The organism is Solemya pervernicosa gill symbiont (assembly GCF_002020875.1).
Lineage (GTDB): Bacteria > Pseudomonadota > Gammaproteobacteria.
Genome location: NZ_MPRL01000011.1, coordinates 1 through 14,124, shown reverse-complemented (window position 1 = coordinate 14,124; position 14,124 = coordinate 1). Strand labels below are relative to the sequence as shown.

The 14,124-nt window shown below is 57.3% G+C and carries 15 protein-coding genes and 1 pseudogene; 13 read left to right on the top strand and 3 right to left on the bottom strand.

Annotated elements, in window-relative coordinates; genetic code table 11:
- Positions 1-45: 45 nt before the first annotated feature.
- Complete coding sequence (locus tag BOW52_RS04095) at positions 46-2,796, bottom strand: cation-translocating P-type ATPase (protein ID WP_078482818.1); 2,751 nt, start codon at positions 2,794-2,796, stop codon at positions 46-48.
- A 140-nt stretch (positions 2,797-2,936) separates the two neighbouring features.
- Between BOW52_RS04095 and BOW52_RS04090 the strand changes: the two genes are divergently transcribed.
- The 11 genes and pseudogenes from BOW52_RS04090 (at position 2,937) to BOW52_RS04045 (ending at position 10,141) form a co-directional block, all read left to right on the top strand.
- Positions 2,937-3,641 carry a DUF1538 domain-containing protein gene (locus BOW52_RS04090; RefSeq protein WP_078482817.1) on the top strand — a complete coding sequence of 235 codons (705 nt, stop codon included), beginning with the start codon at positions 2,937-2,939 and terminating at the stop codon, positions 3,639-3,641.
- A complete protein-coding gene (locus BOW52_RS04085) occupies positions 3,638-4,438 on the top strand; it encodes a DUF1538 domain-containing protein (RefSeq protein ID WP_172840139.1) in 801 nt (266 codons plus the stop codon). Before BOW52_RS04090 ends, BOW52_RS04085 begins: the two co-directional genes overlap by 4 nt.
- 2 nt (positions 4,439-4,440) lie before the next feature.
- Positions 4,441-4,791: a P-II family nitrogen regulator gene (locus BOW52_RS04080; RefSeq protein ID WP_078482816.1), complete on the top strand. Its 351-nt coding sequence runs from the start codon at positions 4,441-4,443 to the stop codon at positions 4,789-4,791.
- Positions 4,788-5,192, top strand: a complete 405-nt coding sequence (locus tag BOW52_RS04075; RefSeq protein ID WP_078482815.1) for a CBS domain-containing protein — start codon at positions 4,788-4,790, stop codon at positions 5,190-5,192. Before BOW52_RS04080 ends, BOW52_RS04075 begins: the two co-directional genes overlap by 4 nt.
- 21 nt (positions 5,193-5,213) lie before the next feature.
- On the top strand, positions 5,214-5,555 hold the full coding sequence (locus tag BOW52_RS04070; protein ID WP_236725633.1) for a thioredoxin family protein: 342 nt from the start codon (positions 5,214-5,216) through the stop codon (positions 5,553-5,555).
- Between the two features lies 1 nt (position 5,556).
- Positions 5,557-6,102: pseudogene (gene ampD / locus BOW52_RS17315) on the top strand (1,6-anhydro-N-acetylmuramyl-L-alanine amidase AmpD); the annotation flags it as partial.
- A 24-nt stretch (positions 6,103-6,126) separates the two neighbouring features.
- Positions 6,127-6,639 carry a bifunctional adenosylcobinamide kinase/adenosylcobinamide-phosphate guanylyltransferase gene (gene cobU, locus BOW52_RS17310; RefSeq protein WP_172840150.1) on the top strand — a complete coding sequence of 171 codons (513 nt, stop codon included), beginning with the start codon at positions 6,127-6,129 and terminating at the stop codon, positions 6,637-6,639.
- Positions 6,640-7,692, top strand: coding sequence for a nicotinate-nucleotide--dimethylbenzimidazole phosphoribosyltransferase (gene cobT, locus BOW52_RS04060; protein ID WP_078482812.1), 1,053 nt, complete (start codon positions 6,640-6,642; stop codon positions 7,690-7,692).
- A 10-nt stretch (positions 7,693-7,702) separates the two neighbouring features.
- Positions 7,703-8,314 carry a histidine phosphatase family protein gene (locus BOW52_RS04055; RefSeq protein WP_320416248.1) on the top strand — a complete coding sequence of 204 codons (612 nt, stop codon included), beginning with the start codon at positions 7,703-7,705 and terminating at the stop codon, positions 8,312-8,314.
- Complete coding sequence (locus BOW52_RS04050; protein WP_078482811.1) at positions 8,311-9,060, top strand: adenosylcobinamide-GDP ribazoletransferase; 750 nt, start codon at positions 8,311-8,313, stop codon at positions 9,058-9,060. The genes BOW52_RS04055 and BOW52_RS04050 overlap by 4 nt, the downstream gene beginning before the upstream one ends.
- Positions 9,061-9,238: 178 nt before the next feature.
- Positions 9,239-10,141: an ROK family protein gene (locus BOW52_RS04045; protein WP_078482810.1), complete on the top strand. Its 903-nt coding sequence runs from the start codon at positions 9,239-9,241 to the stop codon at positions 10,139-10,141.
- Positions 10,142-10,317: 176 nt separating this feature from the next.
- On the opposite strand, the gene BOW52_RS04040 is transcribed toward BOW52_RS04045, so the two are convergent.
- On the bottom strand, positions 10,318-11,085 hold the full coding sequence (locus BOW52_RS04040; protein ID WP_078482809.1) for a Rossmann-fold NAD(P)-binding domain-containing protein: 768 nt from the start codon (positions 11,083-11,085) through the stop codon (positions 10,318-10,320).
- A gap of 91 nt (positions 11,086-11,176) precedes the next feature.
- Positions 11,177-12,652, bottom strand: coding sequence for a cobyric acid synthase (locus BOW52_RS04035; protein ID WP_078482808.1), 1,476 nt, complete (start codon positions 12,650-12,652; stop codon positions 11,177-11,179).
- Between the two features lie 40 nt (positions 12,653-12,692).
- Here BOW52_RS04035 and BOW52_RS04030 point away from each other — a divergent pair, with 40 nt between their 5' ends.
- Positions 12,693-13,589 carry a cobalamin-binding protein gene (locus tag BOW52_RS04030; RefSeq protein ID WP_236725632.1) on the top strand — a complete coding sequence of 299 codons (897 nt, stop codon included), beginning with the start codon at positions 12,693-12,695 and terminating at the stop codon, positions 13,587-13,589.
- A gap of 132 nt (positions 13,590-13,721) precedes the next feature.
- Entirely contained in the window at positions 13,722-14,048 is a 327-nt protein-coding gene (locus BOW52_RS04025; RefSeq protein WP_078482807.1) for a hypothetical protein, read from the top strand.
- Positions 14,049-14,124: the final 76 nt, after the last annotated feature.

Below are 14,124 nucleotides of genomic sequence, written 5' to 3'. Positions count from 1 at the left end.
CCATCTTCATTCCCAGCTTGTTATTGGTGAATTATTGAGAGCCGATTATACATGGTTGGTGTGGCGCAGCTTTAGGTAGCACTTGTGTAACTCCATTGCCAACAGAACGCTGGTTGCGAGTAGTAGTAGTTGCAGCCAATGGCCGATCGCCACCGGCTTCACACCGAGTACCTCATTGAGCCCCGGTGTATACATCGCGCCGATATGAATCAGCTGCGCAGCCGCAGTGCCAAATAACAGCAGCTTGTTACGCAGTGGGTTGTGGCGGAAGCAGGAGAGGTGCTCAGAGCGACTGTTAAAGACGTGCACGTTTTCAAATAGGACCATCAGCAGCAGAGTGCCGTTGCGAGCCTCATCGACGCTATATCCAGCCTGTAGTAGCCAGCGGAAGGTGAGGAAGGCGACGATACCGATCACCACGGCAGAGATGATTACTCGCTCAAGCATCAGTCGATTAAAGATCGCCTCTTTGGGTGCACGTGGCGGCTGTTTGAGTTCATTGCCCTCGCCGGGTTCGAAGGCGAGTGCGACATCCTGAATACCGTTGGTAACCAGGTTGAGCCACAGTAGTTGTACCGCCAGTAGCGGCATCGGTAGTCCCGCCATCAGCGAGAGGGCGAACAACACCAGCTCCGCGGCGCCGGTTGAGATCAGCAGGAAGATCACCTTGCGCACGTTGGCGTAGGCGATGCGCCCCTCTTCGATACCGTTGGCTATCGAACTGAAGTCGTCATCGGTAATGATGATGTCGGCGGTTTCGCGCGCCACATCAGTCCCACTCTTACCCATCGCCACCCCGACGTGGGCGGCTCGCAGTGCCGGGGCGTCGTTGGCGCCGTCGCCGGTCACCGCGACGTAGTGGCCGTTGCGGGTCAGTGATTCGATGATCGCCAGCTTCTGCTGCGGCTCTACTCGAGCAAAGACTCGCGCCTCGCGGGTCAGTTGGTCGACCGCTGCGTGGCTCTGCTGTTCGGCCTCGCGCAGCGCCGTACCGGTGACGACCTGGTCGAGTGAGTTGGCCAGCTGCAGTTCACTGGCGATGGCATAGGCGGTGAGCGGGTGATCACCCGTAACCATCGAGACTTCGATACCCGCGCTTCGACAGTTGCGGATGGCGGCGGCGGCGGTGGGCCTGAGAGGGTCGATCATGCCAACCATGCCGAGCAGGGTGAGCCCGTGTAGATGGGAGACGGCAAACGGTTCGTCACTGATGGGCACGCACGCGCCAGAGGCGATGGAGAGTATGCGGTAGCCCTCTGCGGCCAGCGTGATCGCCTGTGCCTCAAGGGCGTCACGATCGATCGGCTGCCGACCTTCAGTAGTTGCCATGTGACTACACATTGGTAGCAGGGATTCGAGTGCGCCCTTGGTGGAGATGGTCGGTCGTCCATCAAATAGATTGAGAGAAGCGGAGAAGCGGTGCTCCGACTCGAACGGGATCTCAGCGATCTTCTCATAGGTGGCGAGGGCATCAGCCTGATGAATGTCCACCTTGTGGGCCATCACTAGAAGTGCGACATCGACCGCATCACCGTGGTGGTCCCACTCACCCTCGCGCAGGCCGAGGAAACCCTCGTTGTCGAGTGTGACGGCGATGGCGAGCTGCTCGATCAGCAGCTTAGAACCGTCGCCGTCGACACCCGTCGGTGGTGTGATCGCACCCACCGGCACCATTCCCTCGCCACTGATATGCCACGCGGGCTGGCCGGGTAGCAGAATGCGGCGAGCGGTCAGCTCGTTGACGGTCAGGGTGCCGGTCTTGTCGGAGGCGATAAAGGTACAGGAGCCGAGTGATTCGACCGCCATCAGACGTCGTACCACCACGTTACGTTTTGCCATGCGGTTCATGCCGATCGCCAGTGCCACGGTGAGTGCGACCGGTAGTCCTTCAGGAATGGCAGAGACGGCCAGCGCCACGGAGAGCAGGAAGATCTCCTCCAGCGGAGTGCCACTGATAAAGCCGATGGTGGCGAGGATCAGCACCGCGATGGCAACAAAGATGCCGACCATGAAGGTAAAGCGTTCCATGCGCAGCAGTAGGGGTGGTTTTTGTGGCGGACGACTGATGGCGCTGGCGAGTGTACCGATCTCGGTTGCCGTGGCTGTGGCAGTTACCAGGCAGCGCCCCCGCCCCCGGCTCACCATGGTGCCGGCAAAGGCCATATTGCATCGCTCAGCCAGTGGTGTGTCGTGCTCGAGCGTTAGCCCAGCCTCCTTGCTGACCGGTAGTGATTCACCGGTGAGCAGTGACTCATCGATTTCGAGGTCGTACTCAGAGAGCAGTCGCATGTCGGCCGGTACGCGACTGCCCGATTCGAGTAGCACGATATCGCCCGGCACCAACGCTTCGGAGTTGATCTGATAGCTCTCACCGCTGCGCAGTACCATCACATGGGTCGTTACCAGCTGCTGCAGCGCAAGCGCCGCTCGCTGTGCTGAGTACTCCTGAACGGTGCCTATCACGGCATTGATCAACAGTACGGCAATAATAAATATAGCGTCGGAGTACTCGTGCAGCAGCAACGAGACGAAGGCCGCAAGCAGCAGGATATAGATCAGTGGATTGAAAAACTGACGAATAAAGGTGTGGGTAATGCCTGGAGGCTTGGCCTGTGGCAGGCTGTTGTTGCCGTAACGCTTGAGTCGACTGTTTACTTCGTCTTGACTCAGTCCATGTTTGTTACCCTGCAGCCGCTCCAATAACTCAGCACGTTTTAGTTGATGCGGCGCTGTAATTACCGGTTGTGTCTCCGGTGTTGTTCCCTGTAGTCTCTGTTGATCACCGTGAGCTGACATCTGCTTACACCCTGGCTTCCATTTAATTAGAATGTTGGCTCGAAAATAATAATCTCTACACTGCCTTGGCAACTGCCGCGAGCCAATGTCGAGTGTAAAAGGGTTTCGTGAAACAGCAACTACAAAAACTGTTTGCTTCAATGCTCGGCAGCCTGCGCGATCTCGCCTCGATTATCGTGGTGATCGCTTTTTTCCAGATCGTGGTGTTGCAGCAACCGATCCCCAATATGGGCAGTATCGTTGCCGGTACCGCAATGGTAGTAATCGGCCTGACCCTCTTTATACACGGCCTGGAGATGGGACTCTTCCCCATTGGTGAAAGCATGGCCTTCGCCTTTGCGCGTAAGGGCAGTGTGATGTGGCTGCTGATCTTCGCCTTCGCACTCGGATTCGGTACCACCGTGGCAGAGCCAGCACTGATTGCCGTCGCGGCCGAGGCGGCCAAGATCGCCGCCGAGGGTGGTGTGATTGTGAATACCCCTGAAGCACAGAGTAGCTACGCCGATGGTCTGCGTCTGACCGTTGCGATCTCGGTCGGTGCGGCCATTCTGCTCGGTGTATTTCGTATTCTAAAAGGCTGGCCAATCCAGTATCTGATCATCGGCGGCTACTGCGGCGTGGTGATCATGACCATGTTTGCACCCAAAGAGATTATCGGTATCGCCTACGACTCGGGTGGTGTGACCACCTCGACCATCACGGTGCCGCTGGTGACAGCGCTCGGTGTCGGCCTCGCATCTTCGATCAAGGGGCGTAACCCGATGATCGACGGCTTCGGTCTGATCGCGCTCGCCTCGCTAACACCGATGATCTTTGTCATGGCCTACGGGATGCTCTTCTCATGATCGAGTGGCTGATAGAGTTTCTGACCGTCCTGCTGCAGACGGTGCGCGATGTGATTCCAATCGCTGCGATTATCTTCGGCTTCCAGTTCCTGGTAATCCGCAAACCGATTCCACACATGAAACAGGTGTTGATCGGTTTTGCCTACGTCATTGTCGGTCTCGCCTTCTTCCTGCAGGGGCTGGAGCAGGCGCTGTTCCCGCTTGGGAAATTGATGGCGCAGCAGCTGACCGATCCCGCCTTCATCTACGGGGGGGTTGAGGAGCTGGGTCGAGTGATGCACTGGTCGGACTACAAGTGGGTCTATCTATTTGCCGCGGCGATCGGTTTTTCTACGACTATCGCTGAACCGTCGCTGATCGCCGTGGCGATCAAGGCGCAATCGGTTTCTGGTGGTGCGATCACCGTCTGGGGGCTGCGCATTGCGGTGGCGATCGGTGTGGCGATCGGTATTGCGCTTGGTACATACCGTATTGTTACCGGCACGCCGCTTCACTACTACATCATCGTCGGCTATATCGTAGTTATATTCCAGACGATGCGGGCACCGAAAATGATCATTCCGCTGGCCTACGACTCGGGTGGTGTCACCACCTCAACCGTTACCGTTCCACTGGTGACGGCGCTTGGGCTGGGACTGGCAGGCACCGTACCGGGGCGCAGTGTTCTGCTCGATGGCTTTGGCCTGATCGCCTTTGCCAGCCTGTTCCCAATTATCACTGTGATGGGTTATGCCCAACTGGGTGAATGGCGCACCAAACGTGCCCACGCTCGCAAACTAAAAGAAAAAGGAGAGTAGCGATGCACTTCAAACTGTTAATAGCACTGGTTGAAGACGACAAGACCAGTGCCGTGCTGGATGCGGCACGCTCAGCGGGTGCGACGGGCGCTACCGTGCTCAACCAGGCGCGTGGTGAGGGTGTTGAGCAGACCAAGACCTTCTTCGGCCTCTCGCTCGAGACACAGCGCGATATGGTGATGTTTCTGGTTGAAGAGCACCTGAGTCGCCATATCCTCGAGGAGATCGAGAAACAGGGCGAGTTCGATGCTCGACCCGGTACCGGGATTGCGTTTCAGATTGATGTAGAGGACGCCGTCGGCGTTGCCCACCAGATGAGAGAGCTAGTAGAGGCTGTGGAGGAAGAGATATGAGCCATAAAGAGGTAGTACGGGTTCGTGATGTGATGAAGGCCAAGTTTGACATGGTCGACGGCATGGCCACGGTGAGTGATGCACTGGCAGAGATGAAACACGTTGAGACCAAGTCACTGATTGTCGACAAGCGTCACGATGACGACGAGTACGGCATGTTGCTGATCTCCGATATCGCGCGCAAGGTGTTGGCTGTTGATAAGGCGCCGGAGCGGGTCAATGTCTACGAGGTGATGGCCAAGCCGGTGATCAATGTCGATCCCGCAATGGATATTCGTTACTGCGCGCGTCTCTTTGACCGTTTTCAGCTGTCGCGTGCACCGGTCGTCGAAGCGGGCAAGGTGGTCGGAATTGTCAGCTTCACCGATATGGTACTGCGCGGTTTCTGCAAGAACGTCTGATGGTTGGGGTGTGGTGTCGGCGTGCAGATCAGATCGATCGAAGAGTTCGAGTTTCACCACACTCTGGAAGCGACACCCGGATTAAGTATTGTCTTTTTCACCGGTGTCGGTTGTGCCTCCTGCCGCCACTGGAAAAGGCTGTTTGAAACCCAGCCCCCCGACTTTCCTGATCTACAACTGTTTGAGGTGGACGCTGAGCGCAGCCAGGCGCTGACACGCGAGTTTGATGTGTTCCATCTGCCGGCACTGTTTCTCTACCGCGATGGTCAATTCCACCGTCCACTACAGGCTGAGGCGTCCCCACAGGGACTCCAGCGCGCAATTGAACTCGCTCTTGAGTTGCCGAGTGAAGAGGCTCCCTGAAATGCACGTTGATGCCCAAAGCGGTCTACTCGATGTGGCTCGTCAGCACCCGTCACCCAATTGTGATGCTCGCCCCGAGGATGAGGCGATCGACCTGCTGGTGATTCATAACATTAGCCTACCGCCGGATGAGTACGGTGGTCCCTGGATCGATCAGCTCTTTAGCAATCAGCTCGATCCCACTGCCCATCCCTACTTCAAAGAGATCGAAGGGTTGCGAGTCTCAAGTCATCTGCTGATCCGGCGTGATGGTGAACTGGTTCAGTATGTGCCGTTCAACCGTCGTGCCTGGCACGCCGGTCTCTCCTGTTTTGAAGGACGTGAGGCGTGTAATAACTTCTCCATCGGTATCGAGCTTGAGGGGAGCGATGAGGTTCCCTATACAGAGGCGCAGTATGCACAGCTGGCAATGGTCACAGCGGCAATTATCGAGGCCTATCCAGGGATTGCACCGCAACGCATCACCGGCCACAGCGATATCGCGCCTGAGCGTAAGAGTGATCCAGGCCCCGCCTTTGACTGGCAGCACTACCGTGCCCAGCTGGCCATCTATCTAGATGGGGGAGCGTCAATGGTTGAACTGATTCTCGGTGGTGCTCGTTCAGGAAAGAGCGCCCTGGCGGAGCAGCGTGCCAGTGAAGGTGGTCGGCAGGTGATCTACATCGCCACCGCAGAGGCGGGTGATGAGGAGATGGCAGAGCGCATTGCCCACCATCGAGAACGTCGTCCTGAAGCGTGGCTGAGTATTGAAGAGCCGCTGGCGCTGGCCGCAGTTCTTGCGGAAAATGCGGCGGCCGATCGGACCGTGATTGTCGACTGTCTGACCCTCTGGTTATCTAACCTGATGGCAGCGGATGAGGCGCGTCTGAACGATGAACGAGAGCAGTTGTTGAGACTGCTGCCGAGCCTGCCGGGCCGGGTGGTGCTGGTCAGTAATGAGGTGGGTCTTGGCATTGTCCCCGACAACCCGCTGGCACGACGTTTCCGAGATGAGGCGGGCTGGCTCAACCAGCGCGTTGCTGAGCACGCTGCGCGAGTCACCTTTGTGGCCGCCGGTCTACCAATGATTTTAAAAGGGGAGTAGATGAGTGTCGAGTGGCTAAATGCGCCCGTTGCCAAACTGGATGAGACGGTGCGCGCCGCGGCAGAGGCACGCCAGCAGCAGCTCACCAAGCCACCCGGTTCCCTGGGTCGGCTTGAGACGGTAGCAATCGAGTTGGCCGCGCTACAGGGGCGTGAGGCACCCAGCCTCGAACAGATTTCGATTGTTATCTTCGCCGCCGATCACGGTGTCGCTGATGAAGGGGTCTCCGCCTTTCCGCAGGCGGTCACTACCGAGATGATTCGTAACTTCGCCCGTGGTGGTGCGGCGATCAGTGTGCTGGCGCGTGAGCTGGGTGCACGGCTCGAGGTAGTCGATGTCGGTGCGGTGATCGATCCCGGTCCGCTGGAGGGTGTCATCTCGCAACGTGTCGCTGCAGGTAGTAGTAATCTCGCTGTCGGTGCAGCGATGAGCACCGAGCAGTTGGCATCCGCACTCTCTGCTGGACGGGATGCCGTGGCGCGCGCAGTTGAGACGAAGGCGGAGCTCTTTGTTGGCGGTGATATGGGTATCGCCAATACCACCGCCGCTACGGCGATAGCTGCTGCACTGCTCAAACAGCCAGCGGCACGACTGGTGGGGCCTGGTACGGGACTCGATAGCGATGGCGTACAGCACAAGACGCAGGTGATTGAGCAGGCGTTGCTGTTACACACTGCGTTGCTCGAGCAACCGTTTGAGGTGTTGCGTTGCCTGGGTGGTTTTGAGATTGCCGCTTTGGCCGGTGCCTATGTCGCAGCGGCGCAGGTGGGGTTGCCTGTGCTGGTCGACGGTTTTATCGCCACCAGTGCCGCACTTGCCGCAACACATATTGTCCCGGAGATTCGTCCCTGGCTGCTGTTCGCCCACGCCTCGGCCGAGCCGGGTCATCTCCTGATGGTCGAGGCGCTCAGTGCCAAGCCGCTAGTCGATCTCGATCTGCGTCTCGGTGAGGGGTCCGGCGCAGCCGTTGCGCTACCGCTGCTGCGTATGGCGGTGGCGCTGCACAACAACATGGCCACCTTTGCCGAGGCGGATGTCTCGGAAGAGCTATAGGGAATATTGAATGAGTGAAATGGTTACCACCACGATCGATCTAATGCGTCATGGCGAGCCGGTCGGTGGACGACGTTATCGTGGTCAGATCGATGATCCACTTAGCGAGAAGGGGTGGCGGCAGATGCGTGAGGCGGTGGCTGACCATGCTCCGTGGGATCGTATTGTCAGTTCGAGCCTGAGCCGCTGTAGTGAGTTCGCCGCTGAGTTGGCATCGCGACATGGAATCCCGATGAAGCTGGACCCGCGTTTGATGGAGATCGGCTTTGGTGAGTGGGAAGGACGTACTGCCGCCGAGTTGATGGCCGAGGATAGTGAGACCCTGAACCGTTTCTGGAGTGATCCGCTCAACAACACACCGCCCGGTGCCGAGACGCTGGCCGATTTTCGTGATCGGGTGATCGCGGCCTGGGAGTCGCTGCTAAACAGCTATGCGGGGCAGCACCTACTGGTCGTTGGCCACGCCGGTATGATGCGTATGGTGCTACGTCATGTGCTCGATATGCCGCTCGATCGTATGTTCCGTCTGCAGGTGCCGAGTGCTGGCATCAGTCGGGTGCAGGTCGACCACTTCGATGCCGAATCCTTTCCGCGGCTGATCTTTCACGCTGGACAGCTATGATTCGCTGCTACCTGCTCGCACAGCAGTTTCTAACCCGGTTACCAACGCCAGAGATTGCTGAGCCTGGCGAAAAGGAACTCGGTTTCTCGACGCTCTTCTATCCGCTGGTCGGCCTGCTGCTGGGAGGTCTGTTGTGGCTGGCTGCTTCACTGCCGACTGCACTGACACCTGAACTCCAGGCGGGGGTGTTGTTAACGCTGTGGGTGTTATTAACGGGTGGTCTGCATCTCGATGGTCTGGCTGATATGGCCGACGCTTGGGTTGGTGGTCACGACAGTCGCGAGCGCACCTTGGAGATCATGAAGGATCCTGCCTCTGGCCCGATCGGAGTGGTGGCGTTGATACTGTTACTGCTACTCAAATATCTGGCGTTGCTGGCACTGTTGCAGAGTCACGCGCTGATGGTTGTGGTCGTGACACCGCTACTGGCACGAATGGCGCTACCGCTAATGATGATGACGACTCCCTATGTCCGACGTGAGGGACTTGGATCGACGCTGGTTAACGCAATGCCAAAACAGGAGATGGCTGCACTACTGGTGCTGATCTCGGTGGCACTGATGATCTGGCAGCTCTCATTTTTCTATCTACTGTTAGCGACCGTGGTGGTTGTTTTTCTACTCAGAAACCGACTCATGGCTCGACTACAGGGTGTGACCGGTGATGGCTTTGGTGCGCTGGTGGAGCTGGTGGAGGTGGTGGTGTTGATCACCGCGGTGGCGACCATGGTAGGTGGTGTTTCGTGAGTCAACGAATCGCTATCGAAATCGAAGGTTAGCGGAGATGGATAAACAGCTCTTTTTCTGTTCCGTGCGCAGCATCGTTTTTACAGCCACTGACGGTAAAACGATCATCGCGGGTGATGGACTAAATTGACTCGGTTACGGTCGTGATGATGAATAGCTGTTACTGCAGGAGTTTGGGGTGAGCAAGCGTGTAGGTATCGATCTTGGAGGAACCAAGATTGAAGTGGTCGCACTTGATGAGCAGGGTGAGATGGTAGTACGCCGACGTGTCGCCACACCACAGAATGACTACCTGGGAACACTGCAGGCGATTTCCTGTTTGGTATTAGATGTAGAGTCTGAACTGGGTGAATCGGTTTCAGTGGGTATAGCCACACCGGGTGCTATCTCACCAGCTACCGGACTACTGCGAAACTCCAACTCGATCTGCCTCAACGGCCAGCCGATCGATCGTGATCTTGAAAAGCTACTAACGCGACCAATTCGTATTGCAAACGATGCCGACTGTTTTGCCCTCTCGGAGGCGAGCGATGGTGCGGCCATCGGTGCCGCAACGGTGTTTGGTGTGATCATCGGCACCGGTACCGGAGGTGGCATTGTAGTGAACGGCCAGCTGCTTGCTGGTCCCACCGCCATTGCCGGTGAGTGGGGCCATAATCCACTGCCGTGGCCACAGCCCGATGAGCTACCTGGGCCCGACTGTTACTGCGGCAAGCAGGGCTGTATCGAGACCTGGCTATCTGGACCGGGGCTGGCGCGCGACCACCTGTCTGTTACGGGTGAAGCGTTAACGGCCGAGTCGATTGTAGTCGAGGCTGACGCGGGTAGCGATGTAGCGAGAGAAACACTGGGGCGGTATGAGCGACGGCTGGCAAAGGCGTTGGCAAGTGTGATCAATGTGATCGATCCCCACGTGATTGTGCTCGGTGGTGGTCTCTCCAATCTACCTAACCTCTGTCAGCGTGTGCCGGAGCTGTGGGGAGAGTATCTCTTCTCAGACTGCGTGAAGACGAAGCTGGTGCAGGCGAAACACGGTGACTCGAGTGGCGTGCGTGGTGCTGCCTGGCTCTGGCCGTGTTAGATCGATGATCCGTAGCCCGGATGGAGTGCAACGTAATCCGGGAGAGTTTGACTTAACTTGCAAACCCCGGATTGTGCTTCGCTCCATCCGGGCTACATCTCTGCTCTACCCATCTTACGTTTAGCGATAGGGGTCGGAGTCGATACCAACTCCGACCCCGACGCCTGATTGTGTCGCTACGACTGACTGGCAGCGATCTCACGCAGCTTAGGCACAGCGAGCCCTGCTTCATCGGCCAGAGAGATGGCGCGTGCCAGGCGTCCTGGTGCACTACGTCCCATGCACTTGTGTTCCAGATCGCCCTGGATCGCTTCGACCATCGCTTCAATCAGCTTGTCACGATCCAACTCCTGACCGATCAGGCAGAACTGGATATCGAGCACCTCGCTGGCGACTTCACGGGCCAGTGCATTGTGTCCATTCCAGAGTGAGTCGACGTTGCCGCCTACGACCAGTCCAGCGATATTGGTGGTGACGATGTAGAGGTTTTTGCGTACCAGTTCAAACAGCAGCTCCTCCTCGTCGGCGACCTCCCAGCAGGGGATCTCCAGTGTTTCGAGTGCGCTCTCAAGTAGGGCGGCAGCGGGCCCAAAGGCGGGGGAGGGGACGAGCACCTTATAGTCCTGTCCCTTTTTCTTCTCGAACCAGACCGAGATCACGGTGGGGTTTTCCAGCCCGTGGCGCTTCCAGTCATCGGGTAGTAGCTCGTTCTGCAGTAGCGCTACATGGTTGCGCCATGCGGCGGGTAGCTTCTCCAATACAGGGTGCAGATCATTTTCACCCACGGCGACCAGTACCATCGCGGGTTCGGCGAGCGCTCGTGCCTCAGCCTCCATATCGGTGTTGCGGGTAACGGGGAAGACAGGGTGGCCGAGACGCAGGATCGCGCGGGTAAAGACACTGGCCATCTCACCGAGGCCGACAACGATAATTGGTTTTTCCATCTCAGTTCTCTCTAGTTTTGTGATGTAACGATGTGGCGATTATGCCATGTCATCGCAACCTTGTAGCAGATTGCAGCACCCTTGCTGGGTGCTATTCAGGGTGTGTGCTTGATACAGGGGTATTGGTTACTTCGATCAGTTTGGCCATGTCGAGATGTTCATCCAGCGCATCACAGAGTCGCTCCAGCGCCTGCTCACTCTGCTGAGCGAGATCGATGCCAGCGGCTGCCTCCATGCCTGCCCATGCCAGTAGTGCGGCGGCGGTATCGGCCTGATCGAAGAGTCCGTGCAGATAGGTGCCGAGTAGCTGATCATCCTCGCTGATAGCGCCATCCACACCATTGCTAAAGCAAACAGCGGGACGTGACAGCGCCTCGCCTTCGCTGTAGCCCATGTGGATCTCATAACCTTCGATGTGAGTGCCGTTAAGAGTTAACTTGCCTGACATACGAGTGAGCTGTTTCTCTGCCTGCAGTGTCGTCTGCATCTCAAGGAGTCCGAGTCCGATGCTGCTACCCGCTTCACTCTCCAACCCTTCTGGATCGTGGATAGTGGTACCGAGCATCTGAAAACCGCCACAGATACCAATCAACTTGCCGCCATAGCGCAGGTGGCGATGCAGCGCCGCTTCGAAGCCGTTGTCGCGTAGCCAGATGAGATCGCTACGCACGCTTTTGCTGCCCGGCAGGATAATCAGGTCGCTCTCGGAAAGCTGATCGGCACTGCGTACAAAGCGCAGATCGACTCCGGGGTTGAGTTGCAGGGGATCGAGGTCGGTGTGGTTGCTGATATGCGGATAGGCGATCACGCTGATCTTGAAGAGCTTCTCGCTATCACACTGTTGATGGTGGGTGATGGCATCTTCGGCCGCCAGGTGAAAGTTATCCAGATAGGGGAGTACTCCCAGTACGGGAATGCCCGTCTCCTGCTCCAGCCACTCCAACCCGGAGGTGAGTAGTGAGAGATCACCTCGGAAGCGGTTGATCACCACTCCCTTAACACGCGCTCGCTCCGAATCGCTTAGCAGCGCCAGGGTACCGACGATATGGGCGAAGACGCCACCACGGTCGATATCGGCGATCAGGATTACCGGGCAGTCGATCGTCTCGGCAAAACCCATGTTGGCAATATCACCCTCACGTAGATTGATCTCGGCGGGGCTACCGGCCCCCTCGACCACGATCAACTCATACTGCTGTTGCAGGCGATAGTGCGATTCAAGCACAGCGCTTCGAGCGGTTTTTTTGTAGTGATGGTATTCAAGCGCCTCCATGTTGCCGATGGCATGTCCATGGATGATGACCTGAGCGCCGGTGTCGCTGTTGGGTTTGAGCAGTACCGAGTTCATATCGGTGTGTGGCTCGAGCCGTGCGGCCTGTGCCTGCAGTGCCTGAGCGCGACCGATCTCACCCCCGGTGGCTGTAACCGCACTGTTGAGTGCCATGTTTTGCGGTTTAAAAGGAGCTACATTGATGCCGTTGCGGTGAAACCAGCGGCAGAGCCCTGCAACCAGGATGCTCTTGCCCGCATCGGAGGTAGTGCCCTGTACCATTACTGTCTGAGTCATGGTGCTATTATCGCACGACAGCTGATTGGAACTGTGTGTAGTGAATCTTTTTATTAGGTTAATAACCGTCTCGTTACTGCTATTGACGTCGTCGCTCTCTGTCGCCGCCACAGTCGTGGTCACTGACGATAGTGGTGCGCAGATCGAGTTAGAACAGCCAGCACAGCGCATCATCTCACTGGCTCCCCATCTAACTGAACTGCTGTTTGCCGCTGGTGCAGGCAAGCAGGTGGTGGCGACGGTTGAATATAGTGACTACCCGGCCGAGGCCGTGAAACTGCCACGAGTCGGTAGCTATATGGCATTCGATCTCGAACGCATTCTCGCCCTGCGTCCCGATCTTGTTATCGGTTGGGCCGATGGTAATCCTGCCGTACAGCTTGAACGGGTCGAGTCGCTCGGCTTTCCACTCTATCGCCATCGGCCGCGGGCGCTGGAGTCTATACCGGGGACTCTTACGACACTCGGTCTATTGGCGGGGACTGGAACAGTGGCGCGCCAGCGAGCCGAGCTGTTGTCCGCCAGAATTGCTGTGCTGAAAAATGTGGCCCGTGATAGTGAGCCGACAATGAGTTTCTATCAGGTCTGGCATCAGCCGCTGATGACCATCGGTGGCGAACAGATCATCAGTGACATTATTACGCTCTGTGGTGGGAGAAATATCTTCGCTGATCTGAGTGTTGATGCTGGAGAGGTGGCACTGGAAGCGGTGCTGGCACGTAATCCAGAGGTGATTATCGCCAGTGGTATGGCAGCATCTCGGCCAGAGTGGCTCGATCAGTGGCGGCGCTGGCCACAGCTACGCGCCGTGGCGGAGGAGAATCTCTATCATGTCGCTCCCGATCTGCTGCAGCGGGCCGGTCCGCGACTGGTCGATGGAGCCGAGCAGATCTGTGCAATTATGGAGCGGGTGCGTCAACGTAGAGCTGCAGAGTAGTAGAGTGATCACACTTTTTACTGTACTGACTTGATGCTACTGCTGAAGATGGCCACTATGAGACGAGATAATAATAAGCAACAACCTCCGCTATGCTGGTAACCGGATGCTGGTGCAGGAGAGAGAGGGGCATTGAAGCTCAATATTACTCGTAAGATTTCGCTGCTGTCTGTGTTGCTGGTGTTCTGCACTGCGGGCATGGTGGCGTGGGTCTTCTACGTCAGCAGTAATGCAATTCTGATCAAAAACAAGATTGAGCAGCTCTCCTTCGGGGTGCAGCAAGATGGTGTGAAGCTGGTCGAGTTGGTCGACTCGGTACAGCAGGATGTGCGCTTTATCTCCGATCTCTCATCTATCGACGGCATTATTCAGGCACATAAGGCGCCCGATCCTGACCAGGTGATTACGGCAGACTGGATCTGGCGACAGCGTCTCTCCGACGCTGACCGCCATGGATAGCGAAGCGAAGGCGGTTAGTCCGCGATAGTCGACGCCGTCTGCATATTCGTAGTTGAGAGCGCGAGCGAACGACGAA

What these genes read in the sequence shown, in the direction of transcription:
- BOW52_RS04040 (WP_078482809.1), bottom strand. Translation starts at nt 11,085, where the DNA reads ATGGAAAAACCAATTATCGTTGTCGGCCTCGGTGAGATGGCCAGTGTC.
- BOW52_RS04035 (WP_078482808.1), bottom strand. Translation starts at nt 12,652, where the DNA reads ATGACTCAGACAGTAATGGTACAGGGCACTACCTCCGATGCGGGCAAG.
- BOW52_RS04080 (WP_078482816.1), top strand. Translation starts at nt 4,441, where the DNA reads ATGCACTTCAAACTGTTAATAGCACTGGTTGAAGACGACAAGACCAGT.
- BOW52_RS04050 (WP_078482811.1), top strand. Translation starts at nt 8,311, where the DNA reads ATGATTCGCTGCTACCTGCTCGCACAGCAGTTTCTAACCCGGTTACCA.
- cobT (WP_078482812.1), top strand. Translation starts at nt 6,640, where the DNA reads ATGAGTGTCGAGTGGCTAAATGCGCCCGTTGCCAAACTGGATGAGACG.
- cobU (WP_172840150.1), top strand. Translation starts at nt 6,127, where the DNA reads ATGGTTGAACTGATTCTCGGTGGTGCTCGTTCAGGAAAGAGCGCCCTG.
- BOW52_RS04055 (WP_320416248.1), top strand. Translation starts at nt 7,703, where the DNA reads ATGAGTGAAATGGTTACCACCACGATCGATCTAATGCGTCATGGCGAG.
- BOW52_RS04085 (WP_172840139.1), top strand. Translation starts at nt 3,638, where the DNA reads ATGATCGAGTGGCTGATAGAGTTTCTGACCGTCCTGCTGCAGACGGTG.
- BOW52_RS04090 (WP_078482817.1), top strand. Translation starts at nt 2,937, where the DNA reads ATGCTCGGCAGCCTGCGCGATCTCGCCTCGATTATCGTGGTGATCGCT.
- BOW52_RS04095 (WP_078482818.1), bottom strand. Translation starts at nt 2,796, where the DNA reads ATGTCAGCTCACGGTGATCAACAGAGACTACAGGGAACAACACCGGAG.
- BOW52_RS04075 (WP_078482815.1), top strand. Translation starts at nt 4,788, where the DNA reads ATGAGCCATAAAGAGGTAGTACGGGTTCGTGATGTGATGAAGGCCAAG.